A 26,905-nucleotide genomic window follows, 5' to 3' on the forward strand; every position below is an offset into this window, starting at 1 on the left:
CCATTGCACTACTTGATAATAATTCTTATTTGCGATGATTAAAAGTAAACTTTGTTGTTTTTACCCGATTCTGCTACTAAGTACCCAAGTTTTAGCCAGTGACGATGAATTAAACGTCTATTCATTTCGCAAATATGAACTTATCAAACCTATGCTACAAGCTTTTGAGCAACACAGTGGTGTAAAGGTCAACCTCGTCAACGGTAAATCAACTTTCCTGCTGTCACGGCTCAAAGCTGATGGAACTGACTCTCGAGCAGATGTCATATTAAGCTCTGATTTAGCCCAACTGAGTGCCCATCGAGATCTGTTACAACCCATGACAGAATTAAAGGGCTGGTCGGTATTACCCAGTGTATTTAAGGATCCCAATCAACGTTGGATAAGCCTGTCTATGCGCACTCGAGCATTATTTACTCGTGAAGATAGTCAAAGTCATAAAACCACATTTGTGCCAACTCAATTCGCTCAATTTAGTGCGCATCAAGTGCAAGGCAAATTTTGTGTCAGAGACTGGCGCCATAGCTACAATAAAACGCTCTTCGCAAGTCTGTTATCAGGCAAAAACCTACAAGATACTCAATGGATGACAACCGCCAATCAACTCTTGGCTAAACGTCCTTCAGGTGGCGACAGAGATCAGTTGCGTGCACTCGCTAAAGGCCAGTGTCATTATGCTTTAGCCAATCACTACTACTGGCACATGATGAAACAGTCAAACAACAAACAAGATGTCAAACTCGCTTCGCAACTTGCAATGCACTTTTTGCAAATGGCCAACGGGCAGACGCCTGTTTCAACCACCACAGCCGCTATCGCTAAACATGCACCAAACAAAAAGAATGCCCTCGCTTTCATTGATTTTCTATTGCAGCCACAAACACAAAAAATGTATGCACAATTACTCAACGAATTTCCAGTAGTGGCTATTGATGGCTATCAACTGCCTTTTAAACCAGCGCTAGAAAACATCAATTTAAGCTTGGAGTACACGCAAAAAGCCCATGACATTTTGTCTTTGTAACTAAAATTATTGCGATAATTTACAAAAGTGGTGCACCTAGCGTCCTACTATAGTGCACTTATTAGAACAGGCTAGAACTGTGTTAACTGGCTTGAGAGAGCCACTTTTGCACAGCAGCTTTGGGATAAACGACGTCCTTAAATAGTCTATGCCGCTCAAATTTCAATGCTTTTTCAGTGCTGGGTAAACCCGCCTGAACTTGGCTGTGATGCGTGTTAAAACGCGAGATCAGCGAAAGTTTATCGCGCGCAATTTTAAGGTGGACGTTCAGGTAAGCGCGCACATCATCTGCGGTCATCAAACCTAGTGCGTCTAAGTTCATTAGCTCTTTTTTTAAAGCAGAGCGAATACCCATAGTCGATCTCCCTGTGTTGTCATAATGGAATCAATCAAACTGCAAGCAAAATACACACCAAATGCTGCATTTACATTAAAGACCACCACAATCACGAAAAAGTTTCGTCATTCATCTTAACTGCGCGGTATACTGTCGCAAAGTCGCATTGAGAGTTGTGATATGAATCAAGAATACATTGAAATTGAACTGGAAGAAGAGCCGATAGAGCTGTGTAACCTGCTTAAAGTGCTCGATTTCGCAGAAACGGGCGGACAAGCTAAGCAGCTAATTACACTAGGGTATGTGGCTGTGAATGACGAGCTTTGCACACAAAAGCGTAAAAAAATATATTCTGGTGATACCCTGCAATTTGACGGTGAGGTATTTAAATTAACCCTTTCTGAGGACGCACAACCCAACCCGCGCCCAGCACCAGAAGCACCTCGCCCATCGGCACCCAAGGCGACGGCCAATAAACCGACAAAAAGTAAAACGTCCAATAAAAAACGTAAAAAACAACCATCGGTAGATAGTAAAACTGGCCGTAGACCAATTTCATTTGGTTAGGCAAGGAGCAGATAGTGTATGAGCATTTGGTTTAAGCCTGTTACCAAAGAACTTTGTCAATCCTTAGATAAAGGCATGCATGGCAAAGGTTCATTGATGGCCACACTTGGCATAGAAATAAGCGAAATTGGCGATGATTACCTCGTTGCCACTATGCCCGCAACACCACACCATCACAACCCGATCGGTATGGTTCACGGAGGTGCCAATGTCGCGCTAGCGGAAACCGTTGCCAGTTATGCGGCAAATTTTGTCGTCGACTTTGAACGCTTTTACTGTGTTGGTCAGGAGATCAATGCCAATCATCTCAAGGCATCGCGCAACGGTATTTTGAGTGCAACAGCCAAACCACTCCACCTTGGCAAGCGCACCTCGGTTTGGGAGGTTAAAATAACCAATGCCAAAGGCGAGCTGTGTTGCATATCAAGAATGACTGCGGCCGTAATTGAGCGCCCTGATAAAAAGTCGAGTCAATAAATACCATGGAACATATCGATACGCTCGTGATTGGCGCAGGTGTTGTCGGTTTAGCGACAGCGGCCAGACTCAGCCAAAACCGAGATGTCATTGTGATTGAGCAAGGCTCACACTTTGGCGAGCATACCAGCAGCCGCAATAGTGAAGTGATCCACGCCGGCATTTACTACCCGAGTAACAGTGGTAAAGCACAGCACTGCGTTGAGGGTAAAGCCATGCTTTATCAACACTGTAAAGAGTACGGTGTACCTTTTGCACAATTAGGTAAAGTGATCACGGCACAAACTGCTGAAGAAGCACAGGTACTTGAGACACTATTTCAACAAGCCAAACACAATGGAGTCACTGACTTATATTGGCTCAGTAAAGCAGAGTTACAGGCTAAAGCGCCACAGGTCCGCGCTCAAGAAGGCCTGTTTTCGCCTTCCACAGGCATAGTAGATAGTCACCAATTGATGCTCTCTTTGATTGCGCAACTTGAGCGCAGTCAGGGCCAATATGTGCCGAATACTGAATTTGTTGCCGCTCACCCTACACCACAAGGGTTTACTGTCGATCTCAACTGTGAAGGCGAGATTTTTCAACTAAGTTGTACAAACTTGATCAATGCAGGCGGCTTATTTGCTCAGCACAATGCAGCTAAAATTTCCGGATTGAACCATACACATATCCCACCACTTCACTATTGCCGTGGCCAATATTTTAGCTATCAAGGCAAACATCCATTTAAACATTTGATCTATCCTGTGCCTCAACAGCATGGGCTGGGTATTCATGCCACACTCGATCTTGCGGGTCAACTGCGCTTTGGCCCAGATACTCAGTTTATCGAGTCACTAGACTACACGACAGACTCCAGTGCATTAGAAACATTCTATCAAGCGATACAGCGATATTGGCCAAGCGTTGACAAAAGCAAGCTACATATCGACTACGCGGGGATACGTCCTAAGCTGCAAACAGTTGGTCCACAAGATTTTGTCATCGATAGCGAAGTACAACATGGTATCAAAGGGCTGATCAATTTGTTTGGCATAGAATCTCCTGGGTTAACTGCTAGCTTGTCAATTGCTAAGTTAGTGAGAGAACAGCTCGATCCTACGGAATAAAAAAGGCGACACGAGGTCGCCTTTTTTATGCTGATTTGTCACTGTTATGTATCATCAAGTTGTTTAGCTCTTTGATCCATCAGTTTTTGGACATTTTGCGCATCTTTGACCAGCTTTTTCACTTCGCTTGGCTTCATGCTATTCATACTACCTTTGTCATCTAACTGATCCCCTTGCTCAGCTTTTTCCTTGAGTATGTCTGTATTTTCAGCAGCCATGATGGTAATTTTAGTCGGATCCAAGGTGTGTACTTGGCTATTTACTCGACTATTCGGTCTGTCTGAATAATGCCAATTACCTTTGGCATCTTGCCATTTATATATGGTCGCTTGTGATTTACTTTGTGTCTCATCACCTAGGGCACTTTTTGCAGAATCAACAACATTGTTGAGTTCACGCTTTGATTTGTCTAATAATGAATTTGCTTGCTGCTGAGCTTCGCCAAAGATCATATCGACGCTAAGATAAGGTTTACCATCTGGGCGTTTAATAATAAAAAGCGATGCCAATCCAACCAGCATCATCATGATTAATAGATAACTTGCAGATTTCATTTCGGCACTCCTTTTTGCTTGAGGCCACACTCTTATAGTATAGCTTGGTATTGCGTACAGTTTGACAATTGGGCAGAAAATTATCAATACAAAAAGATATGAAATGACAGAGAAACACAGAGGGTGGAAATAGATAAAAAGGGAAGATTTTGAGTCGCCACCTAAGTGTGCGACTCAAGTCAAAAATTAGATGCCATCACCGTCAATATGCAAGCCACATTCGCGGTTAAGACCAAAGAAGCGGGTTTCTTCTTCTGTCATGCCAGGCTCTAATTTACGTGTCGTATGCACATCACCCATAGACACATATCCTTGCTCCCAAAGCGGGTGATAAGGTAAGTCATGTTTCGTCAAATACTGATAAACATCTCGGTTGTGCCAATCAATAATAGGATAAACCTTTACACTGCCTCGGCTAATTTCCAAGATTTGCTTATCAGAGCGTGATGAAGACTGTTGACGACGCAAGCCACTAAACCAAGTACCAACATTCAGCTCTTTCAATGCTCTAGTCATTGGCTCGACTTTATTCAGAGTATTGTACTGTTTAATACCCGCTTCGCCTTGCTCCCAAAGCTTGCCAAATTTAGCCTCTTGCCAGGCTGGGCTGTATTCGCTGCGGTAAATTTTAAGGTTTAACTTCAGCCTTTCAGTTAGTTCATCCACAAACTGGTAAGTTTCTGGAAATAGGTAACCGGTGTCAGTTAAGACCACAGGAATATCATTTTTCTGCTGTGATACGAGGTGCAGCATCACCGCTGCTTGAATACCAAAACTTGACGACAGCATATGGGTGTCAGGCAGATTCTCAAGCGCCCAAGCAACACGTTCTTCAACACTTTTTTGTGCCAACATGCCATTCGCATCGGCAAGAAGTGCCTGCTGTGTCGCTTTATCTAGGGTTAATATTTGCTTAAATTCGCTCATAGCTTGTCCTATTATGGGGCCCTATCGGGCCCTTGTTATTAAGCGTGGAAATCCGTTTTTGAAACTTTTACTTCCGCAACAATGCCTTTGCGGATCACAAAATCACCAAAGCACTCTTGCTCTTGACGCTCGCCAGCCCATTGACCGATCAACTCATCTAGTGCAGGTAGATAGACATCTTCACTGACGTTTTCTAGATAAAGTTTAGGAACACGCGTGCCTTCACGGTTACCGCCAAGATATACATTGTATTTACCAGGACCTTTACCAACAAAGCCCACTTCCGCCAACATCGCACGGCCACAGCCGTTTGGACAACCCACAACACGCATGATGATGTCATCATTTGGAATGCTGTGTTTTACCAATAGCGCTTCCGTTTTCTCTACCAATTCAGGTAAATAACGCTCAGCTTCTGCCATCGCCAATGGACAAGTAGGCAGTGCCACACATGCCATTGAACTCTTGCGCTGCTCGGTATGTGAGTCATCGATTAAGCCGTGCTCACGGGCAATTTTTTCAATCTCAGCTTTGTCTTCTTCTGCAACACCAGCAATGATCAGGTTTTGGTTCGCAGTCATGCGGAAATCGCCTTTGTGGATCTCTGCAATTTTGCGGCAACCCGTTTTCAGAGGTTGACCCGGATAATCTAAAATGCGGCCACTTTGTAAAAATAAAGTCAGGTGATGTTTACCATCAATGCCTTCAACCCAACCGAAGCGATCGCCACGGTGAGTAAATTCGTATGGGCGACTTTGTTCAAACTTCACACCTGCGCGCTTTTCAACTTCTTCTTTAAACGCATCAATACCGAATGCATCTAATGTATATTTAGTTTTTGCGTTTTTACGATTTACACGGTTACCCCAATCACGCTGTACACTGACCACATGTTCTGCTACTGCCAATGTATGCTCAAGAGGAATAAAACCAAAATCATCAGCACGGCGCGGATAAGTATTTACATCGCCGTGAGTCATTGCAAGACCACCACCCACAAGGACATTGAAACCGACCAATTTGCCTTCTTCAGCAATAGCCACAAAGTTCAAGTCATTGGCGTGCACGTCCACTTCGTTATTCGGTGGAATAGTCACTGTGGTTTTAAACTTACGCGGTAGATAAGTAGAACCTAGAATAGGCTCTAAATCCGTTGAATCTTTACGTTCGCCATTTAGCCAAATTTCTAAATAGGCACGTGTTTTTGGTAGTAAGTGCTCAGAGATCTTCGCAGCCCACTCATACGCTTCTTGGTGAAGCTCTGACTCAACAGGGTTCGTTGTACAGAGTACATTTCGGTTAACGTCACCCGCTGTTGCAATTGAATCGATACCCACATCATGCAAGGTTAAGTGCATTTCTTTGATATGCGGCTTTAATACACCATGGAACTGGAATGTTTGACGTGTTGTCAGACGAATACTGCCATAAGAGGTTTTCTCCTCAGCAAACTTATCAATGGCTAACCACTGATCTGGCTGAATGATACCACCTGGCATACGTGCACGTAACATCACGTTGTGCAGCGGCTCTAGCTTTTGCTTAGTACGCTCAGCACGAATATCTCGGTCATCCTGCTGGTACATGCCATGGAAACGGATCAGTTGGAAGTTGTCCTTGGTAAAGCCACCTGTTAATTGGTCGCCTAAATCGGTTTCAATGGTACCGCGCAAGTGCTGACTCTCTGTTTTTAAACGCTCGTTGTCAGCAAATTTAGCCGCAGGATCGTGCTTACTATTGGGCTTGTAATCTTGATTGCTCATGGTTTTTCCTAAATTCTATACAGTGACGGTAAAAGTGCGTGATGACGCCTATTAATAGACGTCTTTTTGATAACGGTTAGCACTACGCAACTCTTTCAAATACTGCTCGGCCTGCTCATCATCTTTACCACCATAGGTCTTAACGATGTCTAGCAGCGCCTGATGCACATCTTTGGCCATGCGTGTAGCATCACCACACACATAGAAATGCGCACCTTTTTCTAACCAAGCAAAAACTTCTTCGCCCTTTTCACGTAAGCGGTCTTGAACGTAAATTTTTTCTGCCTGATCCCGGCTAAATGCTAAATCCACTCGGTTTAGCAATCCTGACTTCACATACCCTTGAATTTCTACTTGGTATAAGAAGTCTTGTGTAAAGTGAGGGTTACCGAAGAATAACCAGTTATCCCCTTCAGCTTCACGGGCATCTCGCTCTTGTAAAAACGCTCTGAATGGCGCGATACCAGTGCCTGGACCAACCATGATCACAGGCGTATTATCATCACTTGGCAAACGGAAGTTGTCATTGTGCTCACTGAACACTTTGACCTTAGTGCCTTCCTCAACGCGATGCGCTAAGAACCCAGAGCAACCACCAAAATGCTGCTCACCAAACGCGTCAAATTCAACCAAACCCACTGTGAGGTGAACTTCTTCTTCTACCTCTGATTGGCTCGATGCAATAGAGTACAAACGCGCTTGTTGTTTACGGCAACACTCTACAAGTGATTGTGCTGCAATCTCGCTCGGATTTTGTTTGATCACATCAAATATCTGACGCGCTTCCAAATACTCACGCAGTGCCGCCTTGTCTGCAACTAGCTTCGCCAAGTCCTCATTCCCAGTGGCTGTTGCATACTTCTCTACAAACCCAGGGTATGACTGGGTTAATTCGAGCTTTTCAATCAGTGCATCGCGAACACTCAAGATGTCATTGCCCAGCGTAACTTCACTTTCTGGTGCAATATTTAATGCTTTTAATACTTCATCAACCAGCACTTCATCGTTTAGGAAATACACCCCGAGTGCATCACCTGGTTGATAGCTGATATCAGAACCTTCTAGATCAATTTCGATATGGCGCACATCTTTAGTCGAATCACGACCTGTGATCTTCACAGCGGTCGCAATTTCAGCAGTGAATGGATTTTGCTTTGTATACTGGCTATGTGCAGCTTGCGGTGCGCCAAAAGGGGCACTCACAACATTCGTGGCACCACCTGCAGCTTGCTGTGCTTTGAGCTCTGGCTCAAATGCATCTAGCGCTGACGCGATCCACGCTTCAGCCTGCTCTTCGTAATCGACATCTAAATCAGCGCGAGCAACGACACTTTCGGCACCGAGCTTCTGTAAGCGCTCTTCAAAGTCAATCGCTGTTTGACAGAAGAACTCGTAACTTGAATCACCTAAACCTAATACCGCAATTTTAACACCGTCTAGCTTAGGTGCTTTTTTACCAACTAAGAATTCATGTAAATTTTCAGCATCTTCTGGCGGCTCACCCTCACCGTATGTCGATACCGCAACGGCAATAAATTTTTCTTTCTTTAAGTTGCCAGACTTATAGTCCGCCATGTTAACTAGCTTGACCTCTAAGCCTCGTGACTTAGCTTGTGCTTCAAGCTGCGCTGCAACACCTTTGGCATTGCCCGTTTGCGAACCATATAAAATAGTCAATGGAGCAGCATCTTGCGCTGGCGCAGCTGCTTGACCAAGCACGCCACCAAGCGCCGCAGTATTGGCATTTGCAGCCAAGTAACCACTCACCCAAGCTTGTTGAATTGGGTTTAGTTCTGCCACTAACCCCTGTAACTTTTGCAGTTGTTCTTGTGAAAGCGGACTTGCCGCAGCACTCAGTTGACTTAACAACATTGTCTATTCCCCGTAACCCATTTCGTTTTACTTGCTCTGGCACTTTAGTGTGCAGGTCATTTAATAGCATGCAGGATACTGTTCCTATCTCTTAACAAAAAGAACAGTATCTGCTTTGTTATTCCTTTTAGTTATGAAAAGAAAAAAACACCAACGAAAACAGATTAAAAGAAATGTTTATTTTTTGATCTAATTTTTATTAGCATTTTAATAACGGGTGTGGAGTTTTAGCGCCCGTGATTTATTAGATCAAAATAACAAGAGAACAAAATGAAACGAAACATAAAAAACCGGGCGTATATACAAATTGCGATTTTAGCAGGTATTTACAGCTCATCAGGCCACACACAAGTTGACAATGGTAGCTTTGAACAATGGCAACAAAACACCCCGAGTAGTTGGACTACCATTGATTCAGGGATCACAACATCACCTGTTAACACCCCTGTACAGCACGGCCAAAGCGCCGCCGCTATCACCGTGAACACACCAACGCAGGGCAATACGGATATACGCCAAAGTATTGCCGTGGTTGCAGGACAAACCTATGACTTTAGCACTTGGGTTTACCATACCGAAGGGGGCGTTAAGTCACGGATATATGTTGATGGTTATCACAGCTATTCCAATGCACAGCAAACAGGGCAATGGCAACAGCTGACTTACCAATACAAGGCCAGTACCTCTAAAAACATTGAAATCGGTTTACGATTTTATGATGTTACCGGATTTGATGGCAGCGAAGTTGTATACGTTGATAACTTTTCTACCGGCACAGACGTCAATCCGCCCCCACCGCCTCCCCCGCCACCAACAGGTTGTCAGCACAACACAGTCGCCTTTAGTTTACTGACAGACAATTATGGCAGTGAAACCAGCTGGCAGTTGGAGAACAAAGCAGGACAAGTCATCAAAAGTGGCAGCGGATACAGTAATAACCAGACAGTTTCGGACACCTTGTGCTTAACAGACGATACCTACACTTTTACCATTTCAGATAGCTACGGCGATGGTATTTGTTGTTCACACGGCAATGGACACTATGAGTTTAGCCACAATGGTCAAATATTAATTTCAGGTGGACAATTCACCGCTCGAGAGCAAAAACAATTTACTTTAGGTAACGATGGTGGCAATGGCCAAGACCCCACAGGATACTATGCCACCGCAGCTGGGCTTACGGGGCTTGCTCTTAAATCCGAACTCCATGCAATCATAAAGAACCACAACAACCAAGGCTATGGGGCGCTGTGGTCTTTTATTGATCAACATGAACGCGACCGCTATTTCGAGCAAGATAACTCGGTGCTGGATCGTTATTCTGAGAAACCAAGTGGCGCAGATACCATTAACTTTGTTGCAGTCAGTGGTCAATGCGGTAGCTACCGAGCTGAGGGAGATTGTTACAATCGCGAACATTCATTTCCTAAAAGCTGGTTTGGCGGCAAGGTCGAGCCAATGAACTCAGATGTACACCATATTGTTGCCTCAGATGGTTTTGTTAATGCTAAACGCAATAGCTTCCCCTTTGGTGAAGTTGGCAGCGCCAGTTACACTTCTTCAAATGGCAGTAAGTTAGGCAGTGCATCCGGGATTAACTATAACGGTACCGTATTCGAACCCATCGATGCCTTTAAAGGTGACTTTGCTCGCATTTACTTCTACATGGCAACACGGTATGAAAATGTCATTGCCGGGTGGCACAACAAATCAAGCTACGGTAGCGATGTGCTCAATGGCACCTCAGGGTTGGTATTTGAGCCTTGGGTAATAGCCATGCTTAAGCGCTGGCATCAACAAGACCCTGTTGATGCCATTGAACGTGCTCGCAACCAAGCTGCCTATGAATATCAAGGTAATCGCAACCCGTTTGTCGATCACCCTGAGTTTGTCGAGCAAATTTGGTAGTTAAAGAGTCGTTAAATAGAAAAAAGCGGCCCAATCCATTGGGCCGCATAACATACTCAGCGCAGAGTCTACGTGAGTGTTAAAGTAGGTAAGGTAACTGTGTTCCTAACTGATAAATCGATTCGATCTTCCACCACCGCAGCGATTTAAAAGTGCACTTACCTAGGCTCTATCGTTAAGGGAGATAAAGTCATTTTGGCGTTGTTACTGGCACCCATTAAGTCTGTGTACCTGCGATTTTCAAACAGTGTATAAAACACATCTACATAGTCATCATCATTGCTAAACCAATGGCTTGGCATCGCTTTTATCAATTCATTGGTCAACTGAGGAATGATGGCATAACCCTGAACGTTGGGATCTGGAATTAATCTCATTGCCTGTGTGACGATGCTTAAAAAGGTTGATGCAAGCTCTTGATAGTTAGTATTGTCATCATGTTCCATAAATAAAACATCGGCCGCTTGCCAGCGATAGCGCTCCCAATGAATTAGGATTTGGTTAGGTGTATAGTCTTGCCCATCATGATCTAAATAAGGCAGGTCAACCACATCGAGTGCTGGCTCATCTCGACTCGGATTAACCCCATTTACAACCGCATAGACTTCAGCTGCCCCAGAGATCCAAGGCTCTTTGTCATCACTCAACCGGATCCGATTAATCACCGATGTCGAAATAGCCGCACTCGCAGGAGTTTCAGCTATGGTAGACCATGTGTTATCAGTCTTCGTCAAAGCCAATGCGCTGTGCTGTCGAAAAGTTTTTTGCATCACGGCAATTCCTTCGCGATGCACTATCTGTTTATCTAATTCAACGATTAATACCGGGCGCTTGGGCATCTGCTGTGCATCAAGTAAGTGCACTTCACCATATTGATCAAATGCCTCAACATGTAACCATTCTGTATCTTCCCCTTTTGGCGCAAATGCGACCAATGGAGACTCTCCTTGCTGCCACGCGGCCAGCATTGAGCTGTCGGCCAAACGCAATTGATAGACTTGTTGGCTGTGCTCTGTTAGCCCTTTTAATTGACGTGTCAATCGGCTCGCTTGCGCACCCAGCGTGGATGCATCTGAAGACAAGGTAGCTTGCGCTAAATTAAGTTTATTAAAACTGTTTAGTTGCTTAATCCAACTTTGCTCATTAACTGCAATATCACGCGCAACTGCTTTTGCAACCACGCGTTTAATATCTGTTACTTGAAAACTTGCAGGGTTAAACCTGTCTATTGATTGCAGTGAAGTATTGAAACTACCGTCTACTTCTGCCGGTTGCGCATTCGCTTGACCGCTAAAGAGTGAAATGGCGGCTGTCAGCGTCGCCAATTTTAGTAACTTGTTCATAACATATCCTTGAAATAATCCGTGTGTTTACGCATGAAAACCATAAAACCGGTGTTCATTCGCATAGCCAAGATAAAACAGCACACTAAATTTATCAAGATATTAATAATGAATTAACATAAAAAATTTCAGATTTTCGCTATCACAATGAAATATATAAATAATATTGAGGTTTTCTAGATTGCAAAACAATCACTATTTGCGCAACAATCTCTTCTTCTTGAATAATTAACCAGCTTGCAACATAGACAGCATAAAACGACGTATGTAAATAATTGGCCTATAAAATAAGCAAAAATGGTCAGTTGGCAAAGTCACTTGCACAAAGGGGAAGCAAAAGGCAGAAAAAACATGAAAGTATTAACAGATCGTGTCTTGGCGATAAAGGGCTACACGTACCATAACCCTTTTCTTACAACCCTATTTTTCCACTGGATACAAGGTTATCTCTATACCTGCACCAATCGCAGATATACGTAATAAAGTATCGACATCAATGGCTTGAGAATAACACTTTGGTGCTTCACCTGAGACAAAACCAATGTCAAACGTACGTTTTTTACATCCTAACCACTGCTTAAGTGCAGCCTTAGAGCAGGACTCAATCAATTCACATAAGTGGTTGATGGCTTTGTTAGGGCTGTTGACTTCAGTACTCGATTCAATGCGCGCCAGCTCACGATAATCATCTTTATCATAGTGAAGTACAACCGCATTACGCCTCAGGTCCTCAACCAAAGCGGAGATATCATGTTTGGATTCTAACTCTAGGTCGACATTTAAAAATTGGATTTCTGACATTGTGAATGCGTTACCTTGCTTTATGATAGGACCGAAGGTCTCAATTGTTTATACACTGTTCACCACCAAAACGCCGCGTAACTAGCTTACGCAATTAAAGTCATACTTTTGGGTGCGACAATTTGTCACTGTGGATTTTACGCCAATTTCAATAAGCTATCAGCAATTTTGACTAAAAAACAGAGCAATGATTAAAACCGCATTAAAACCAGCCAGAAAAATACATAAATACCTTGGTTATTTACTGGCATTGCAACTCTTTGCATGGCTGCTCGGTGGACTTGTAATGAGTGCCATTCCATTAGAAATGGTCCACGGTAAACACCTTGCGAACCGACAATTAGAAAACCCATTTAATTCAAATCATTACACGGCAAGTTTGGATCAATTGACCCAACAAGTGAGTGGGCTACGCAGCATTGAGTTCAAACATTTTCTCAATACACCCCTGATCAAATTAAGTGGCGATACCGATGTCTATTTTCACGGCGTCACTGGTGAGCGGTTTCAAGCACCAACTCAAGCTGCAATAGAGCGCCAAGCCAAAGCACATTACCTTGGCGACAGCGAGATTGCCCGCGTCACATTCATGGCAACGGGACCCAGAGAAGTACAGTATAGAAAAAATATTTGGCGCGTCGTATTTGCTGATACCCTGAGTACCACGGTTTATTTAGCGAATGACAGTGGTCATGTGATCACAGTACGCAGCACGCTATGGCGCATTTTTGATTTTTTCTGGATGTTACATATTATGGATTATGATGAAAGAGATGACTTTAACAATCCGCTGTTGATATCTTTTTCAGCCACCAGCGTTCTATTCTGTATATCAGGCATCATACTTTTATTTCAGTCTCCGCCGTGGCGACGCCGACGTACCCAGTTTAAATAAGCTGTTATTAATCACATTAATGGGATAATCTGAGGGCAGTTTCGATGTTCACCCTAGGTGAGAGACATGCCCTTTGTCCCTGTTGTCATTTTATTGTTTTCCGTGTTTTTTAGCTGGTTCGCAAACGCGCAGCCATTTACGAGTTTTTATCAGGCAAAAAAGCACTTATCTCAACAACTCAGCGGATCCGCTAAAACACTTTACTGCGGTTGCGACATCACTCGGCAGGGGAAAAAGCTAGTGCCTGATCCGTCTAAATGTGGCTATCAACCGCGAAAACCCATCACTCGAAGTGGCAAACCAAATAGTCGAGCGACCCGGATAGAGTGGGAGCACATAGTACCAGCATGGGAGTTTGGCCATCAGTTACAATGCTGGCAATCTGGCGGCAGAGCGCATTGCCGTAAAGTCAGTGCCCAATTTAGGCGCATGGAAGCGGATGTTCGAAACCTAGCACCTGCGATTGGCGAAATAAATGGAGATCGCAGTAACTATCGTTTCGGCATGCTGCCAAACACGCCATACAAACATGGTGCATGTGCAGTCAAAATCGATTTTAAACAACGGGTTATTGAGCCTCCAGTATACGCACGGAAACAAATCGCCGAGGCATACTTTTACATGCAAAAAACATATGGCTTAAAAATCGCTGAAAAACAGCAAAAGCTGTTCCAAGTTTGGGCAAATTTAAATCAATAAGACGGCCTAATCCATTAATTTTTTCATGTCCTGTATTAAAAATGGTAACAGCCGCTAATTTGATTGTAATCTACATCAGCAATTGATAATTTGACTCTAGTATTGATTTTGGACGCACAATTGAAAGCATCACCCGCTGATACAGGTCTACTCAAAGAAGATCATCTGGCAATGCTTAGGAATGGAATATGAGATTGAATAACAAATTATACCTAGCACTAGGTATGGCATTTACAACTACCTTACTCGCTGGTTGCGGTGGCTCCAGTGGCGGGGCAAATAATGTAACACCGACACCCACTACGCCAGCGGTGCCAGATACAACACCGCCAACCTGGCAAGCCGGTAGATTTGATTCTTCGACTCAGTTTGCTAACCGCTGTGCTGCACCACGCAGTGGTATCGATCCATTCGAGAACAAAGCGTACCCCGATGTTGCCGGTACCGCCATGCATGAGAAAATGTGGTTGCGCTCATTCAGCCACGAAACCTACCTTTGGTACGATGAAATCATCGACAATGATCCCAATGGGTTTGCGACTGTCGCCGCTTATTTTGACCAGTTAAAAACATTTGAAACAACCGCCAGTGGTCGAGATAAAGACGAATTTCACTTCAGTGAAAGCTACGAAGACTTCAAAAAAGAATCACAAGACGGCGTGTCTGCTAGCTTTGGTATCAACTGGACTATACCGCAAACACGTATGGCCTATGTCGGATATATCGATGACAATACACCAGCCGCCGATGCTGGAGTGCAAAGAGGCGACAGATTGCTCAAAGTCGGTGATATTGACTTTGCTACCTTTAATAGTCGAGACATCGCGCAATACAACCAAGTTCTAGCAGCCTTTATACCGCAAAAAGATCAAACCGTCACATTGACTTTGTTGGGTCGTGATGGACAAGAAAAGACCGTATCATTGACCGCAAAAGACTTGGCCCTTGTTCCTGTCAAAAATAGTCAAGTCTTCGAGTTTGAAGGCAAGCAGATCGGCTACGTACAGTTTAATCAATTTGTCGCCAGTGGACAGGCCGATCTGATTGCGGCATTTAATCAATTTAGCCAGAACAACGTCGACGAGCTAGTACTCGATATGCGTTACAACGGAGGTGGTCTTGTATTCCAAGCATCTCAGCTAAGTTATATGATTGCCGGAAGCCAATCTAACAATCGTACCTACTCAGTTAAAACACATAATGACAAGCAGAGCAGTAAAAACGAGCCGCTCGGATTTGTAGATCAGTCGATAAACTGGACCACACTTGAATACAATAATGATCAACTGCCCTCTGCACAAATGAATCGGGTCTATATGTTGACCACCAATGATACCGCTTCGGCCAGTGAAAGCGTCATCAATGCATTGCGTGGCATAGACGTAGAAGTCATCTTGATTGGTGGCAATACACGCGGGAAACCGTACGGCTTTTTACCTGAGCAAAACTGTGGCACTGTGTACTATACAATTCAAACCAAATCAGCCAATGAAAAGGGGTTTGGTGACTATGAGGACGGCTTTATCGTCACCCCTCAAGCAAACATCATTGGCGAGATTGGCCTTGACGCCAAAGTGCCAGGCTGTGTGCTCAGCGATGATTTCACTAAGGAGCTAGGTGACAAAACAGAAGGGCTATTCGCTGGCGCATTGCACCATATATCTACTGGCGCCTGCCCAACCAATGAAGCATCACGACAAGCGCGCACTACTCAGACCTTTATGAATACTAACAATGCCGCGCCATTCGATTTGCCTTTCCAACCTTTGAAACATGGTGCTGTATATACCACAATCAAACAAGGCAAATAAATGACCTTTAAGCAAAGCTTTTGCACCCTAGCGGCACTCCTTGTGAGTGCCTGCCAAAGCCACAGTCAACCGCAGAGCCAACCCGCTGTGCTACAAACTGTGACGCCCTCAATTGTTGCTGAGATTAGTTCAGCTATCGTGGCATTAAAAGGGGGGGAAACCCCGACCCTTGCACATAACGTATTTACTCAATCACCTCAGTTAATTTTAACGCATGGCCAGTCAAGTGGCGGTATGGCAAATACTGCCTTATCAGCACTGCCCATTAGTACCTTTGAACTACAGCTGCGCGCAAATACCTGTGTACTCTATTATCCAAAAGCCAATAAATTTGTGCCGCTGCACTACGCCACCTGTACACCCTTTGAAGATACCAGTAAATAAGAAACAATTTAGGGATGCCACATAATTACCTAACTTGCATCCATAAAAGGGATAGGACACACTAGGGCGGTTCAGCCAAGGAGTCATATATGCACATCACCCCCGTGTCACCATTTCAGCCGCAACTACCTTACATCTATCGCAGTATGGCATTCAGTCCAGAAGTATACCAAGACAGCGATTTTGCGTATTTTAATCAACCTCTACCAAGCAAACTACAGCGTGCAGTGGCGAAGCGAAAAGCCGAATACCTAGCGGGTCGCGTTTGCGCCGCACAGGCTATAAAACAGTTAGGATTACCCCATCACGTAGTGCAAACTGGCGACGACCGCGCGCCAATTTGGCCACAAGGCATTCGGGGCGCTATCACACACAGTAAAGGTATTGCGATGGCAGTGGTTACTGATAATTCAAACGTATTAGGTCTGGGTATCGACATAGAACATATGATGTCAGATAGGCAAGAACTGGAATTGCGTAGCCAAATTTTAAGAGAAGATGAAGCCGACGTATTCGAGTCCCTTGGGCAGTCTCACCATAGGCCACTGACACTGGTTTTCTCAGCAAAAGAAAGCATATACAAAGCACTCTATGGACAAGTGCAAAAGTTTTTTGGCTTTGACGCCGCCAAATTAGTTGGACATGACTCGCAACAGCTGCACTTCACGCTCACAACTGACTTACACCCTACTTTACCTAAAAGCTCGAAAGTAAGTGTTTATTACCAATACAATGATGAAATGGTACTTACTGAGTGTGTGCACCAGCAAGCTTCTTAACTCCAAATACAAAAAACGATGCCAAGGGCATCGTTTTTTATTTGCGTGGTATTGCGTCCTTTAGAAACTATATTCTAACTGCAATGCCACTTCTCGCTCCTGACCCAGCTCTACATAGTTCCAACGACGGCTGCCTTTTGAATTGAGATAGTCTTTGTCCAATAAGTTGTTCACACTCAAGAACACACCCCAGTTTTCAGGTTGATAGCCAACTCGAGCGTTTACAATAGTACGGCTTGGGATCTCTGGATCATCTAATACTCGCTGACCATTGGCATCGAGGTTTTGATAAACCGGGGCTGCAAATTGCTTTGCGCTACTTTGGTAGTTCATATTCATGTTGGCAAGCCAACCAGTTCCTGAATCATAGTCAATCGCTAAGTTTGCAGTCCAGTTAGGGCTTTTTGGAAATGCGCGACCAACAAAGTCGTCACCAGTGACGACATTCGAATCATTGAATTCAAATTCTGTGATTTCAGTTTTTGCATACCCTACACCAGCGGATAGCTGAATCGTATCTGACCAAGCGTACTCTGCACTGGTCTCAAACCCTTTAACTTCTGATTTACCCGCATTGACCACTTCTAGGTCAAATAAATTGCCAGATAACTGCACACGAACTTGTTGCTCTCGCCAGTCAATATAAAACGCATTGGCATTTAGCACCAAGGTGTCATCTAACCACGTGCTGCGCCAGCTTAATTCGTAGTTGTGAGTATATTCAGGATCATAGGTATAAATTTTATTTTTGGTGGTATTGACGCCTAGACCACCCGAGCGGTAGCCTTTTTGGTAGCTTAAACTCACAGACATGGCTTCATCAATATGATGTGTCGCACCAAGCTTAGGTAAAAAGCTCGTGAATGACTCTTCAGCGCGAGGCTGCTCGCCAGATGCACGCTCTGCGTTGGCAACGATAAGCTGATTAACACCGCCAATCAACTGTGCCATTTGCGGGTTTTGTGCAAAGTTTTGCGGATTAGGCAACACGGTTTCTGGTGCAATTTTTTGGCTCGCAACCGATGAGTTAGCGCGAGTTTCTTTGTCCCAACGCGCACCGCCAAACACTGACCACTGGTCGTTGATTTGATATACGAAATCAGCAAAAACAGCTCGGTTTTCGACTTCTTCGATTGGGTTCGTCGCGCCATTGACCAGCACAGGATCTGCACCTACAGCTTGATAAATACCAATGACCTGATTAGCCAGCGCTTCAGCCGGTAAGCCCAATTTAGTAAACTGCGCAACGAGCTGATCTTTTACGCCAGTCTCCGCAAAACCGTAGCTAATTTGCGAATCGGTTGTCATGTTGCGGTCATCATTGGCAACAAAGACACCAAAAATACCACTTAGTTTATCGCCAGAATAGGTGAACTTTACCTCGTGTCCACGTCGCTTATCATCATTCGTTTGCTGCCAAACATCAGACTTAGCAATACCAAAATCACTGTCATTTAAACGAATATATTCACTGTCGCTATATGAACCGGTATATGACACCAACCACTGTGCAGACAGGTCATAATCTAGATTCATCACCCAGCGCTGAGCATCGTTTTCCGTATATGCGTCGGTATTAATAAAAAGATACCTTTGCTCATATAAATCATTGATCGGGTATTTTGCATCTGGCGACACATTCGATTGAAACAAGGTGCCATTTTCGCTGCTAAAATTAGAATAACTCAGGCGTGCTGTGAGCGCTTTCATCGCAGAAGGTGTATATGCTAGGTTAACACGTACCATATCACTTTCTTTGTCATCCATGGTTTTATTTAACAACGGGTTGTATATATCACCATCGCGTTGTTTATGTTCAGCGGCAACACGAAATGCCAATTCGTCTTCAATTAGGCTGCCACCAAAAGCGACCGCAGCTTGTTGTTGACCGTTTTGGCCATAAATAACACGCGCTTTTCCTGATGCTGTATGTTCAGCGTCACGGGTTTTAACTACAACGGCACCTGCCAATGCACTGCGACCTTGCAGTGTCGACTGCGGCCCTCGTAAAACCTCGACTTGTTGCAAGTCCCAAGTAGAAAAAGCCCCCGCAGCTGTCATATCTTCAGATAATGCCGCACCATCCACATAGATACGCGCAAGGCCACCGTTACCGCCACCCGTAATTGTGTACGAATCAATACCACGAATACGGTAACCTGTGCTTGGATCGCCGCTCACATTAGGAGTTCGCATGGTAATGTCATAAAAGTCTTGGATATTTTCCTTTTCCATCTTAGCCGCTGTGAGTACCGCAACACTAGTTGGCGTCTCTTGCAAGCTACGATCTATTTTTTGACCTGTAACCACGATTTTTTCTAATTCTTGTTCATCAGCCAATGTCGCGCCACTGTGCGCGCCTAAAGCCAATGCAATACCGCAATACAACGGAGACAAACCAACTAATCGACCTAATGATGATGACAAAACACCCTCCTAAAAAACATAAACAATGATAATCATTATCATTATACCTTTTAATCGTATAATTAAGAAAGAGTGAAGTTAGCGGATCATTAATTTTTAATCTAATAAATGGGTAATTGGGAAATAAATGTCACAATAATTAGTATAAAAAAGCAAAAGTATGACTTTGGGAGTCAAATATACTGACTTACTAAGTCATTATTCTGTGCAATAAATGAGATTTGTTTTTGATAGCAACAATATTATCGCAGTCGCGAACGGCACCTACGATAATATTGTTGAAGTAGATAGAATAATTAGATGGCGAGTTGGTTTGCGAGGCCATTTTGACTTTCGGTTAAACAGCCATTTTCCATTCGTAGTAAACGATCCGCCAGATGGAAGTATTTGTCATCATGGGTGATAACAAATACGGTTTTGCCCTTCGCACTCAGCTCCGGCAACAGCTCAGTGTAAAAGACATCTTTAAATACTGGATCTTGATCTGCAGCCCATTCATCAAAGATGTAAAACGGTCTATCCTCTAGATAAGTCACCACCAATGCCAAGCGTTTGCGCTGTCCTTGAGACAGCTTTTGAGTAGTAAACGCACCATCTTTAATCGCCACTTTGTGATGCAAATTGAGTTTTTTGATCAACGCATTGCCTTTTTCCTGTAACACTTTATCTTGACAATCGAGCAACCTATCAAAGAGATGGAAATCACTGAACACAGCGCTGAATAACTGACGATAACTGTCTAGATGTGCCGCTGTAATGTGTTCACCATCAACATATAAGTCACCTTCTTTAGCTGGATATAATCCACACAACAGCTTAGCAAATGTGGTTTTTCCGCTACCATTACCACCAACTAGGTAAATGATCTCGCCCTGATTAAGGGTTAAATCAATGGGGGTAAGCGCAAATACTTCGTCACTTTGTTCATGATAATAACCATGACTCAGCGCCTTGAGCTCAATACGGTCAAATTTTGTTCTTTGTGTCTGTGATTGCTGAGCTATCAAACGCATTTGTGAGGTCATCTCAGTAATCGTGTTGGCAGATGCCTTTGCTGCTGCAGCTTTTGGAATAGCAGCTAACATCACCTCAAGTGGTGTAAGCATATATAAAAATAACAGCGCAAAACCCGACATCACTTTAGTTGTGTCTGTACCTTGGCCGGACAGGAAATACAGTGCGCCACCAATGAAGGCAAAAATACTAAAACCACCCCAAGAGGCGGCATAGTGATAAATGGTTGCACCTTGCACGCGACGGGTACGCAGCAATGTAATCGTGTCGCCAATGACTTGCTCAACAAAAATACGGCGCTTGGATTTATGTAGTTTCAGTTCTTTAGCACCATCGTATATAGAGTCAAATTGATCGTACAAAGAGTCTTGAATTTTGGCCGCTTCTGTGACCTTTTTAAATGCCGTGGCGTTGGCCAAGCTATACCCTACAGATCCTACCAATAAAGTCAGTACCGCAAAAATAAACACTCGCCAGTCCAGCCAAGCCATATATGCAAAGCTGCCAAGTACTATCATTGCATTGGTTAAGATCCCCGGCAGACGTTGAAAAAACTCAGACACACGCAGGCTATGCTCAGTTAAACATGATTTAATTTTGCCAGCCCCCTGAGCTTCGACATCATCAAACTCCGCATTAACCACATGTTCAGCAACTTGGTTACGCACGGTTGCCTGACTTTGCTCAGTTAGCTGTTCAGCAAAAACTTTTGAACAGAGCTGTAAAATAACACCAGAGACTGCCAACACAGCAAAATAAGTAAATTGCTCAGACCGCGCATCTGGCGAGCTGTTTATGATTTCATTGATCAGTGCAACTAACGCCACACTGGCTAGGCCAAATAGGGTACTAGTGATGGCTGTTGCAAGAAATCGCCACCATGTGGCGCGGATTAGATTAGCGAGCACGTTACTTCTCTTTTTATTAATTCAAATTTAGGACTAGCTATAGGACGAGAATGCCCACAAAAAATTCACAGTAAAAGCGAGATTTAAAATGCGAAGTACGCTTCTTTCTAAGCCGAGTCACAACACCGACGTCTAGCCGGGAATGGTTAAGTACCATCTCGCACAATCCAGCTTTGCAACCAAGTAAAAAATATCACTGCATTGAACACTAAATCTTTTCGTGATTGACACGTCTTTAACACACATTCACGGCTGACCGACGATTTGGCAGCAGTTAAATGACAACGCAACAAGGTTAAATTATGCATGCTGGCGAAATATCTAACTTAGCTCAGGCTCAGTCTTTAGGTGAGTTTCTATTAGATCAAGATTGTCTTTTCGTTTCTGGTGACAGCTGTTTATTGGGACAAGGGGTCAAACACAGGTTTAAATTGCCCATTGCCAATACTGACTACCTAGTGAGCGAGCTGCAAACACAGCTGCGCAATCACCAAGGAGAAAATGACAATACCATCGCCTTTGGTGTACTGCCTTTTTGCAAATATGAAATGGCGCAATTTATCATCCCTGAGCAGGTCGCTCGGTGGGACAAAAAGGTCTTCAGTCAGTGGCTCAATACCCAAATCACAGAGGGAAGCCATACCGAAAATCCGCTCAAAGCAGTTAACTACTTACAAGACAGAGTACATTTTGAGCATACAGTGCAGCAAGCCAAAGAGCTGTTCGACAAAGCGCTGCTAGACAAAATCGTACTCAGCAAGCAGGTGGAGCTTGAGTTTGAACACACAATCAATCGCAAGCATGTGCTAAATCAACTACTCACGCAAAGTCAGTCTGGGTATCACTTCGCATTTCCGACCGAAAGCGAGTCTGTGTTAATGGGCGTTAGCCCCGAATTATTGCTGCGAAAAGAAGGTGAAACAGTCACCAGTAACCCGTTAGCAGGGTCGATCCCAAGAGATCCCTGTAGCAAGGTTGAGGCGCAGCACCGTGCGGCATTATTCAGTTCAAAAAAAGACAGATACGAACATGCCGTAGTGATTGACGATATGCGTCAACTGCTCGAACCAGTATGCGATAACCTCGCAATTCCTGCTGAGCCATCACTATTACATACTGCCACCATGTGGCATTTGTCTACTGTGATCTCAGGCCACTTGAAAGATCCGAACACCCATATTTTGGCATTGGCCAATCAACTTCACCCGACACCTGCATTATGCGGCAAACCGACCAAGCCTGCATATCAACATATCTTGGATCTCGAAGGCCATGGCCGCGATCTATTTTCTGGGATCATCGGCTGGTGTGATCAGCAAGGCAACGGCGAGTGGGTCGTGGTGATCCGTTGTGGAGAACTCAAAGCACACATTGCTAAATTATTTGCCGGTGCGGGTATCGTCGCCGCTTCAGATCCCAGCTCTGAATGGTTAGAAACCGAAGCCAAACTCAAAACCATGCTGAACGCACTCTCAGTCCAGCAAGCTTATACTCAGTTTAATAAGTAACATTATGCGTATCGAATATACTCCTTGGCCAGCTGAGCTGGCCGAACAATACCGCGCCAAGGGTTATTGGCAAGATAAGCCTCTGACGAGCATTTTGTCTGAGCAACTCAATACCAATAGCCAAGGCATTGCCGTTGCTGATGGGCAACGTCAGCTGAGCTATGCTGAGCTAAATACTTATAGTGATAACCTTGCCGGTTATCTCAGCCAACAGGGCCTGCAACACGGCGACACCGCCATTGTGCAATTGCCAAACTGCCTCGAGTTTTATATCACTTATTTTGCTCTGTTAAAGCTGGGCGTCGCACCTGTTTGTGCACTATTCAACCATCAGCGAACTGAACTGCAAAGTTACTGTGAGATCTTGCAACCCAAAGCCATGATCGTTTCTTCCGCGCACGCTTTATTTAACGACGAACAGTTTACTCAAGAGTTGTTTAATCGCTTCGGCTGTCTAAACAATATCATCACAGATCACAGTAAGGGCAACAGTGAGTTAAAACAGGGTTATCTCAATAAACACGCTTTCACAGCGCCAGATCTGAACCCAGAAGAAGTCGCATTTTTTCAACTTTCAGGCGGCAGCACAGGTACACCCAAACTGATCCCGCGTACGCATAACGACTACCTCTACTCAGTAGTTGCAAGTAAAGAGATCTGTGAACTCGATGGTGATACACGCTACTTGTGTGCCCTGCCAGCGCCACATAACTTCCCTTTGAGTTCACCTGGCGCACTGGGCGTATTTATTGCTGGCGGTAGTGTGATCTTAGCCAGTGACCCCAGCCCTGCGGTGTGTTTTGGTCTGATTGAGCACTATGCCATTACTCATACGGCACTTGTGCCGCCAGCACTGCAATTATGGTTACAACATGCGCCTGCCAGTCAGCATGATCTAAGTAGCTTGCAAGTGATCCAAGTAGGCGGTGCGAAGCTCAGCCGCAGTGTTGCTGAGCAGGTAACACCGGTTTTAGGCTGTCAGTTACAGCAAGTTTTTGGCATGGCAGAGGGCCTAGTAAATTACACCCGCTACAATGATGATCCTGAGCTAATTCTCACTACTCAAGGCCGACCTATCAGCGAACTTGATGAGATTAAAATTGTTGACGAACACGGACAAGAGGTTGCGCAAGGAGAGTCAGGCCGCCTAATGACTCGTGGTCCCTATACGTTCCGAGGTTATTATAAGTCACCAACTCACAACGCCTCTGCATTCGACGATGCGGGGTTTTACAGCTCAGGTGACATTGTTAAGCAATTGCCCTCTGGACATTTAGTCGTTGAAGGGCGAGATAAAGATCAAATTAACCGCGGTGGTGAGAAGATCGCTGCTGAAGAAGTTGAGAACCATTTACTTGGCCACGAACACATTCAACAAGTCGCTATCGTCTCTATGCCTGATGACATATTAGGTGAAAAGAGCTGTGCATTTGTCGTGGCAGATCAGGATATTAAGCTAACTACGCTGATCTTACGAAAATACCTACGTCAGCTTGGTATTGCCGACTATAAAGTGCCCGATAAATTTAAATTTGTAACCCAACTACCGTTAACCGCCGTAGGCAAAGTCGATAAGAAAGCCTTGCGTGCCACGTTCGAATAACAGAGAAAACCATGAGCATTCCAAAGTTAAACCACTATCCGTTACCACGCGACGCTGAACTGCCAGAAAACCGAGTTGATTGGCAGCTTGATTCAAACCGCGCCGCTTTGTTGATCCACGATGTACAACACTACTTTGTTGGTTTTTATGGCGAAGATAATCCGTTGATCGACTCAATGATCCAAAATATCCAAGCGCTTAAAGCTTACTGTTATGAGCATAACATCCCTGTTTATTACACCGCACAGCCAATCAAACAAGGCAAACATGAACGCGGTCTGCTCTCTGATATGTGGGGTCCGGGATTACAAGATCCAGCGCAACAGCCAATCGTTGACGCTCTGGCGCCAACTGACAAAGATGTAGTTTTAACTAAGTGGCGCTATAGTGCATTTCAAAAGTGCGATTTTGAGCAGCAGCTTCGTGATCAACAGCGAGATCAGCTGGTAATAGTTGGGATTTATGGCCATATCGGTGTGATGACCACTGCTGTCGATGCCTTTATGCGTGACATAGAGCCATTTTTGGTCGCTGATGCCATTGCAGACTTTAGCAAAGAAGAGCATATGATGGCGCTCAACTTTGTTGCCAAACGCTGTGGTAAAGTAGTTTCAATGTCAGAGATCCTCGGCACACAAACTCAAGATTTAACCTCTTTTGAAGGGCTCAAGGCACACATATTGACACTGATTGAGTGTGAAGATGAGGAGTTTGACGAACACGAAAGCTTGATCGATTACGGTTTAGACTCTGTCCAAGTGATGAACTTGATCTCCCTCTGGCAACAGCAAGGGATCGAAACCAACTTTATCGAGCTAGCTCAGATCCCGACGCTTGCAGCATGGGTAGAATTACTTGAAGAGCGTAAGGAAGACTAATGACTCTGCCACTAACTGATTCGCAGCACGCCATGTGGTTGCTGCATACCATCAGTGGTCGAGGTGAGCTATTCAATGTTGCCGAATGCCTAGAATTTAAAGGTAAAATTTCGGCAAGTTGGCTGCAACAATCTTTGCAGCACGTATGGCAGGCAAGCGATATGCTTGCTTGTCGCTTTATCAGCGATGACAACTATACTCCAAAGCTCCATACCGACAACACTGTTGCAAAAATTATTGTTCAAGATCTCGAGCAAGATCCTGAAAATGTACTGACATTTGCACAAAGCTTTGCCAAACCCTATTTAGCAAAGCCATTTGATTTCAATACAGAAGCACTCATGAAGTTGTTTCTGCTGCGCGGCCCAGAACAAGATTACCTCGTCATTGTCGCTCATCACCTTTTATTAGATGGTTATGGGTTTGGTTTGTTCTCGCAATCACTGAACCGCTGTTACAACGCTTTAAGTAGGGGCAAAGCTTTACCCAAGTTACGCTTTACGCAGCAACAACAGCTCCTTGAATTGCACCAGAGCGACGACTACCTTGCACAGCAGAAAAAAGCTCAAGCCACATTAAATCAATGGCTTGACAATATGCCTAAGGTCCTCACCTACAGCACTTCCAAAGCCGATGTATCTGAGCCAAATCACCGCCTCACAACGACTTTTTCGCAGTCCGTATGGCACACCATTCAATCTGCCGCCCAAGTAACGCACACCACCAGCAGTGAGATTTTACTCGCCGCCATTGCTGCGACCTTGGTTGCACAGCATCAGCAATACCATGTGACGCTCGGATTGGTTATGATGAATCGCCAAGCAATGCCTGAACTAAACAGTCCCTGCGTGCAAAGCAATGTGTTGCCTCTACCGCTGCAATTGGATGAGGATGCAGACTTAAGCACGGTGGCTATACACATTAACCAACAGATCAAAGCATTGAAACAAGTGCAAAGCTATCGGGTTGAATCACTCAAGCGCGACCGTCAGAAGCAAGGTAAGTCCCTATCGATCATCGGACCCACGATTAACTTATTGCCTTTCGCCAGCAGCCCGAAATATGCAGGGGTTGAAACGCGCAGCCATATTTTAAGCGCAGGCACCACCGATGACATTATGTTGCAAATTCACCTCCTCGGCGATGCGCCCGCTACCATAGACTTTGACAGCAATACCGCGCGTTATGACAAAGCGGCAGTGGACTCAATTCAAGGGCGCATTTTTAGTGCCGCACAATTGTGGGCAACGCAGCCTAAATTATCTCTAAAATCGCTCTGCGAGCAGCTTTGTCAGAACACGGTATAAGGCGCTATTT

General features: G+C 44.5%; 23 protein-coding genes. 14 read left to right on the forward strand and 9 right to left on the reverse strand.

Going from position 1 to position 26,905, the window contains the following annotated elements; genetic code table 11:
• The first annotated feature begins 34 nt into the window (after positions 1-34).
• Positions 35-1,024 carry an extracellular solute-binding protein gene (locus N483_RS18930; protein ID WP_023400605.1) on the forward strand — a complete coding sequence of 330 codons (990 nt, stop codon included), beginning with the start codon at positions 35-37 and terminating at the stop codon, positions 1,022-1,024.
• A gap of 82 nt (positions 1,025-1,106) precedes the next feature.
• Here N483_RS18930 and N483_RS18935 read toward each other — a convergent pair whose 3' ends face one another.
• Positions 1,107-1,379, reverse strand: coding sequence for a hypothetical protein (locus N483_RS18935; protein ID WP_023400606.1), 273 nt, complete (start codon positions 1,377-1,379; stop codon positions 1,107-1,109).
• A 162-nt stretch (positions 1,380-1,541) separates the two neighbouring features.
• Between N483_RS18935 and N483_RS18940 the strand changes: the two genes are divergently transcribed.
• The 3 genes from N483_RS18940 to N483_RS18950 are packed head-to-tail and all read left to right on the forward strand — an operon-like array spanning position 1,542 to position 3,514.
• On the forward strand, positions 1,542-1,928 hold the full coding sequence (locus N483_RS18940) for an RNA-binding S4 domain-containing protein (RefSeq protein WP_023400607.1): 387 nt from the start codon (positions 1,542-1,544) through the stop codon (positions 1,926-1,928).
• A gap of 18 nt (positions 1,929-1,946) precedes the next feature.
• Positions 1,947-2,405: a PaaI family thioesterase gene (locus N483_RS18945; protein WP_023400608.1), complete on the forward strand. Its 459-nt coding sequence runs from the start codon at positions 1,947-1,949 to the stop codon at positions 2,403-2,405.
• A 5-nt stretch (positions 2,406-2,410) separates the two neighbouring features.
• Positions 2,411-3,514, forward strand: coding sequence for an NAD(P)/FAD-dependent oxidoreductase (locus N483_RS18950; RefSeq protein ID WP_023400609.1), 1,104 nt, complete (start codon positions 2,411-2,413; stop codon positions 3,512-3,514).
• 44 nt (positions 3,515-3,558) lie between these two features.
• On the opposite strand, the gene N483_RS18955 is transcribed toward N483_RS18950, so the two are convergent.
• The 4 genes from N483_RS18955 to N483_RS18970 all read right to left on the reverse strand — a co-directional run bounded on the left by N483_RS18955 (position 3,559) and on the right by N483_RS18970 (position 8,630).
• Positions 3,559-4,068 carry a DUF4124 domain-containing protein gene (locus tag N483_RS18955; RefSeq protein ID WP_023400610.1) on the reverse strand — a complete coding sequence of 170 codons (510 nt, stop codon included), beginning with the start codon at positions 4,066-4,068 and terminating at the stop codon, positions 3,559-3,561.
• A 186-nt stretch (positions 4,069-4,254) separates the two neighbouring features.
• Positions 4,255-4,995, reverse strand: a complete 741-nt coding sequence (locus tag N483_RS18960) for a phosphoadenylyl-sulfate reductase (protein WP_023400611.1) — start codon at positions 4,993-4,995, stop codon at positions 4,255-4,257.
• A 38-nt stretch (positions 4,996-5,033) separates the two neighbouring features.
• A complete protein-coding gene (gene cysI, locus N483_RS18965) occupies positions 5,034-6,758 on the reverse strand; it encodes an assimilatory sulfite reductase (NADPH) hemoprotein subunit (RefSeq protein ID WP_023400612.1) in 1,725 nt (574 codons plus the stop codon).
• Positions 6,759-6,809: 51 nt separating this feature from the next.
• On the reverse strand, positions 6,810-8,630 hold the full coding sequence (locus tag N483_RS18970; RefSeq protein WP_023400613.1) for an assimilatory sulfite reductase (NADPH) flavoprotein subunit: 1,821 nt from the start codon (positions 8,628-8,630) through the stop codon (positions 6,810-6,812).
• A gap of 270 nt (positions 8,631-8,900) precedes the next feature.
• Between N483_RS18970 and N483_RS18975 the strand changes: the two genes are divergently transcribed.
• The gene (locus N483_RS18975; RefSeq protein WP_023400614.1) at positions 8,901-10,538 is read left to right on the forward strand and encodes an endonuclease; all 1,638 of its coding nucleotides are present in this window, start codon (positions 8,901-8,903) and stop codon (positions 10,536-10,538) included.
• Positions 10,539-10,696: 158 nt separating this feature from the next.
• Here the strand turns inward: N483_RS18975 and N483_RS18980 are convergent, their stop codons facing one another.
• Positions 10,697-11,881 (reverse strand): DUF3103 family protein, encoded by a 1,185-nt coding sequence (locus N483_RS18980; protein WP_023400615.1) that lies wholly within the window; start codon positions 11,879-11,881, stop codon positions 10,697-10,699.
• A gap of 420 nt (positions 11,882-12,301) precedes the next feature.
• Positions 12,302-12,682 carry a hypothetical protein gene (locus tag N483_RS18985; protein ID WP_023400616.1) on the reverse strand — a complete coding sequence of 127 codons (381 nt, stop codon included), beginning with the start codon at positions 12,680-12,682 and terminating at the stop codon, positions 12,302-12,304.
• 187 nt (positions 12,683-12,869) lie between these two features.
• Between N483_RS18985 and N483_RS18990 the strand changes: the two genes are divergently transcribed.
• The 5 genes from N483_RS18990 (at position 12,870) to N483_RS19010 (ending at position 17,250) form a co-directional block, all read left to right on the forward strand.
• Positions 12,870-13,577 carry a hypothetical protein gene (locus N483_RS18990; RefSeq protein ID WP_023400617.1) on the forward strand — a complete coding sequence of 236 codons (708 nt, stop codon included), beginning with the start codon at positions 12,870-12,872 and terminating at the stop codon, positions 13,575-13,577.
• Positions 13,578-13,643: 66 nt separating this feature from the next.
• Positions 13,644-14,276, forward strand: coding sequence for an endonuclease (locus N483_RS18995; RefSeq protein WP_023400618.1), 633 nt, complete (start codon positions 13,644-13,646; stop codon positions 14,274-14,276).
• A 188-nt stretch (positions 14,277-14,464) separates the two neighbouring features.
• Positions 14,465-16,087: a S41 family peptidase gene (locus N483_RS19000; protein WP_023400619.1), complete on the forward strand. Its 1,623-nt coding sequence runs from the start codon at positions 14,465-14,467 to the stop codon at positions 16,085-16,087.
• Positions 16,088-16,471 carry a hypothetical protein gene (locus tag N483_RS19005; RefSeq protein ID WP_023400620.1) on the forward strand — a complete coding sequence of 128 codons (384 nt, stop codon included), beginning with the start codon at positions 16,088-16,090 and terminating at the stop codon, positions 16,469-16,471.
• A gap of 89 nt (positions 16,472-16,560) precedes the next feature.
• A complete protein-coding gene (locus N483_RS19010; protein WP_023400621.1) occupies positions 16,561-17,250 on the forward strand; it encodes a 4'-phosphopantetheinyl transferase family protein in 690 nt (229 codons plus the stop codon).
• A 60-nt stretch (positions 17,251-17,310) separates the two neighbouring features.
• Here N483_RS19010 and N483_RS19015 read toward each other — a convergent pair whose 3' ends face one another.
• Both N483_RS19015 and N483_RS19020 read right to left on the reverse strand, forming a co-directional pair.
• Complete coding sequence (locus N483_RS19015; protein WP_023400622.1) at positions 17,311-19,677, reverse strand: TonB-dependent receptor; 2,367 nt, start codon at positions 19,675-19,677, stop codon at positions 17,311-17,313.
• Between the two features lie 296 nt (positions 19,678-19,973).
• On the reverse strand, positions 19,974-21,599 hold the full coding sequence (locus N483_RS19020; protein ID WP_023400623.1) for a cyclic peptide export ABC transporter: 1,626 nt from the start codon (positions 21,597-21,599) through the stop codon (positions 19,974-19,976).
• A gap of 302 nt (positions 21,600-21,901) precedes the next feature.
• Here N483_RS19020 and N483_RS19025 point away from each other — a divergent pair, with 302 nt between their 5' ends.
• Genes N483_RS19025 through N483_RS19040 form a run of 4 tightly spaced genes read left to right on the forward strand, consistent with a single transcriptional unit; the run spans position 21,902 to position 26,895 of the window.
• A complete protein-coding gene (locus N483_RS19025) occupies positions 21,902-23,107 on the forward strand; it encodes an isochorismate synthase (protein WP_023400624.1) in 1,206 nt (401 codons plus the stop codon).
• A gap of 4 nt (positions 23,108-23,111) precedes the next feature.
• A complete protein-coding gene (locus N483_RS19030; RefSeq protein WP_023400625.1) occupies positions 23,112-24,710 on the forward strand; it encodes a (2,3-dihydroxybenzoyl)adenylate synthase in 1,599 nt (532 codons plus the stop codon).
• Between the two features lie 11 nt (positions 24,711-24,721).
• Positions 24,722-25,588 (forward strand): isochorismatase family protein, encoded by an 867-nt coding sequence (locus N483_RS19035; RefSeq protein ID WP_023400626.1) that lies wholly within the window; start codon positions 24,722-24,724, stop codon positions 25,586-25,588.
• Positions 25,588-26,895 (forward strand): condensation domain-containing protein, encoded by a 1,308-nt coding sequence (locus N483_RS19040; protein WP_023400627.1) that lies wholly within the window; start codon positions 25,588-25,590, stop codon positions 26,893-26,895. Before N483_RS19035 ends, N483_RS19040 begins: the two co-directional genes overlap by 1 nt.
• Positions 26,896-26,905 lie beyond the last annotated feature (10 nt).

The organism is Pseudoalteromonas luteoviolacea NCIMB 1944, from assembly GCF_001625565.1.
Classification (GTDB): Bacteria; Pseudomonadota; Gammaproteobacteria; order Enterobacterales; family Alteromonadaceae; genus Pseudoalteromonas; species Pseudoalteromonas luteoviolacea_F.

What these genes read in the sequence shown, in the direction of transcription:
- N483_RS18930 (WP_023400605.1), top strand. Translation starts at nt 35, where the DNA reads ATGATTAAAAGTAAACTTTGTTGTTTTTACCCGATTCTGCTACTAAGT.
- N483_RS18935 (WP_023400606.1), bottom strand. Translation starts at nt 1,379, where the DNA reads ATGGGTATTCGCTCTGCTTTAAAAAAAGAGCTAATGAACTTAGACGCA.
- N483_RS18940 (WP_023400607.1), top strand. Translation starts at nt 1,542, where the DNA reads ATGAATCAAGAATACATTGAAATTGAACTGGAAGAAGAGCCGATAGAG.
- N483_RS18945 (WP_023400608.1), top strand. Translation starts at nt 1,947, where the DNA reads ATGAGCATTTGGTTTAAGCCTGTTACCAAAGAACTTTGTCAATCCTTA.
- N483_RS18950 (WP_023400609.1), top strand. Translation starts at nt 2,411, where the DNA reads ATGGAACATATCGATACGCTCGTGATTGGCGCAGGTGTTGTCGGTTTA.
- N483_RS18955 (WP_023400610.1), bottom strand. Translation starts at nt 4,068, where the DNA reads ATGAAATCTGCAAGTTATCTATTAATCATGATGATGCTGGTTGGATTG.
- N483_RS18960 (WP_023400611.1), bottom strand. Translation starts at nt 4,995, where the DNA reads ATGAGCGAATTTAAGCAAATATTAACCCTAGATAAAGCGACACAGCAG.
- cysI (WP_023400612.1), bottom strand. Translation starts at nt 6,758, where the DNA reads ATGAGCAATCAAGATTACAAGCCCAATAGTAAGCACGATCCTGCGGCT.
- N483_RS18970 (WP_023400613.1), bottom strand. Translation starts at nt 8,630, where the DNA reads ATGTTGTTAAGTCAACTGAGTGCTGCGGCAAGTCCGCTTTCACAAGAA.
- N483_RS18975 (WP_023400614.1), top strand. Translation starts at nt 8,901, where the DNA reads ATGAAACGAAACATAAAAAACCGGGCGTATATACAAATTGCGATTTTA.
- N483_RS18980 (WP_023400615.1), bottom strand. Translation starts at nt 11,881, where the DNA reads ATGAACAAGTTACTAAAATTGGCGACGCTGACAGCCGCCATTTCACTC.
- N483_RS18985 (WP_023400616.1), bottom strand. Translation starts at nt 12,682, where the DNA reads ATGTCAGAAATCCAATTTTTAAATGTCGACCTAGAGTTAGAATCCAAA.
- N483_RS18990 (WP_023400617.1), top strand. Translation starts at nt 12,870, where the DNA reads ATGATTAAAACCGCATTAAAACCAGCCAGAAAAATACATAAATACCTT.
- N483_RS18995 (WP_023400618.1), top strand. Translation starts at nt 13,644, where the DNA reads ATGCCCTTTGTCCCTGTTGTCATTTTATTGTTTTCCGTGTTTTTTAGC.
- N483_RS19000 (WP_023400619.1), top strand. Translation starts at nt 14,465, where the DNA reads ATGAGATTGAATAACAAATTATACCTAGCACTAGGTATGGCATTTACA.
- N483_RS19005 (WP_023400620.1), top strand. Translation starts at nt 16,088, where the DNA reads ATGACCTTTAAGCAAAGCTTTTGCACCCTAGCGGCACTCCTTGTGAGT.
- N483_RS19010 (WP_023400621.1), top strand. Translation starts at nt 16,561, where the DNA reads ATGCACATCACCCCCGTGTCACCATTTCAGCCGCAACTACCTTACATC.
- N483_RS19025 (WP_023400624.1), top strand. Translation starts at nt 21,902, where the DNA reads ATGCATGCTGGCGAAATATCTAACTTAGCTCAGGCTCAGTCTTTAGGT.
- N483_RS19030 (WP_023400625.1), top strand. Translation starts at nt 23,112, where the DNA reads ATGCGTATCGAATATACTCCTTGGCCAGCTGAGCTGGCCGAACAATAC.
- N483_RS19035 (WP_023400626.1), top strand. Translation starts at nt 24,722, where the DNA reads ATGAGCATTCCAAAGTTAAACCACTATCCGTTACCACGCGACGCTGAA.
- N483_RS19040 (WP_023400627.1), top strand. Translation starts at nt 25,588, where the DNA reads ATGACTCTGCCACTAACTGATTCGCAGCACGCCATGTGGTTGCTGCAT.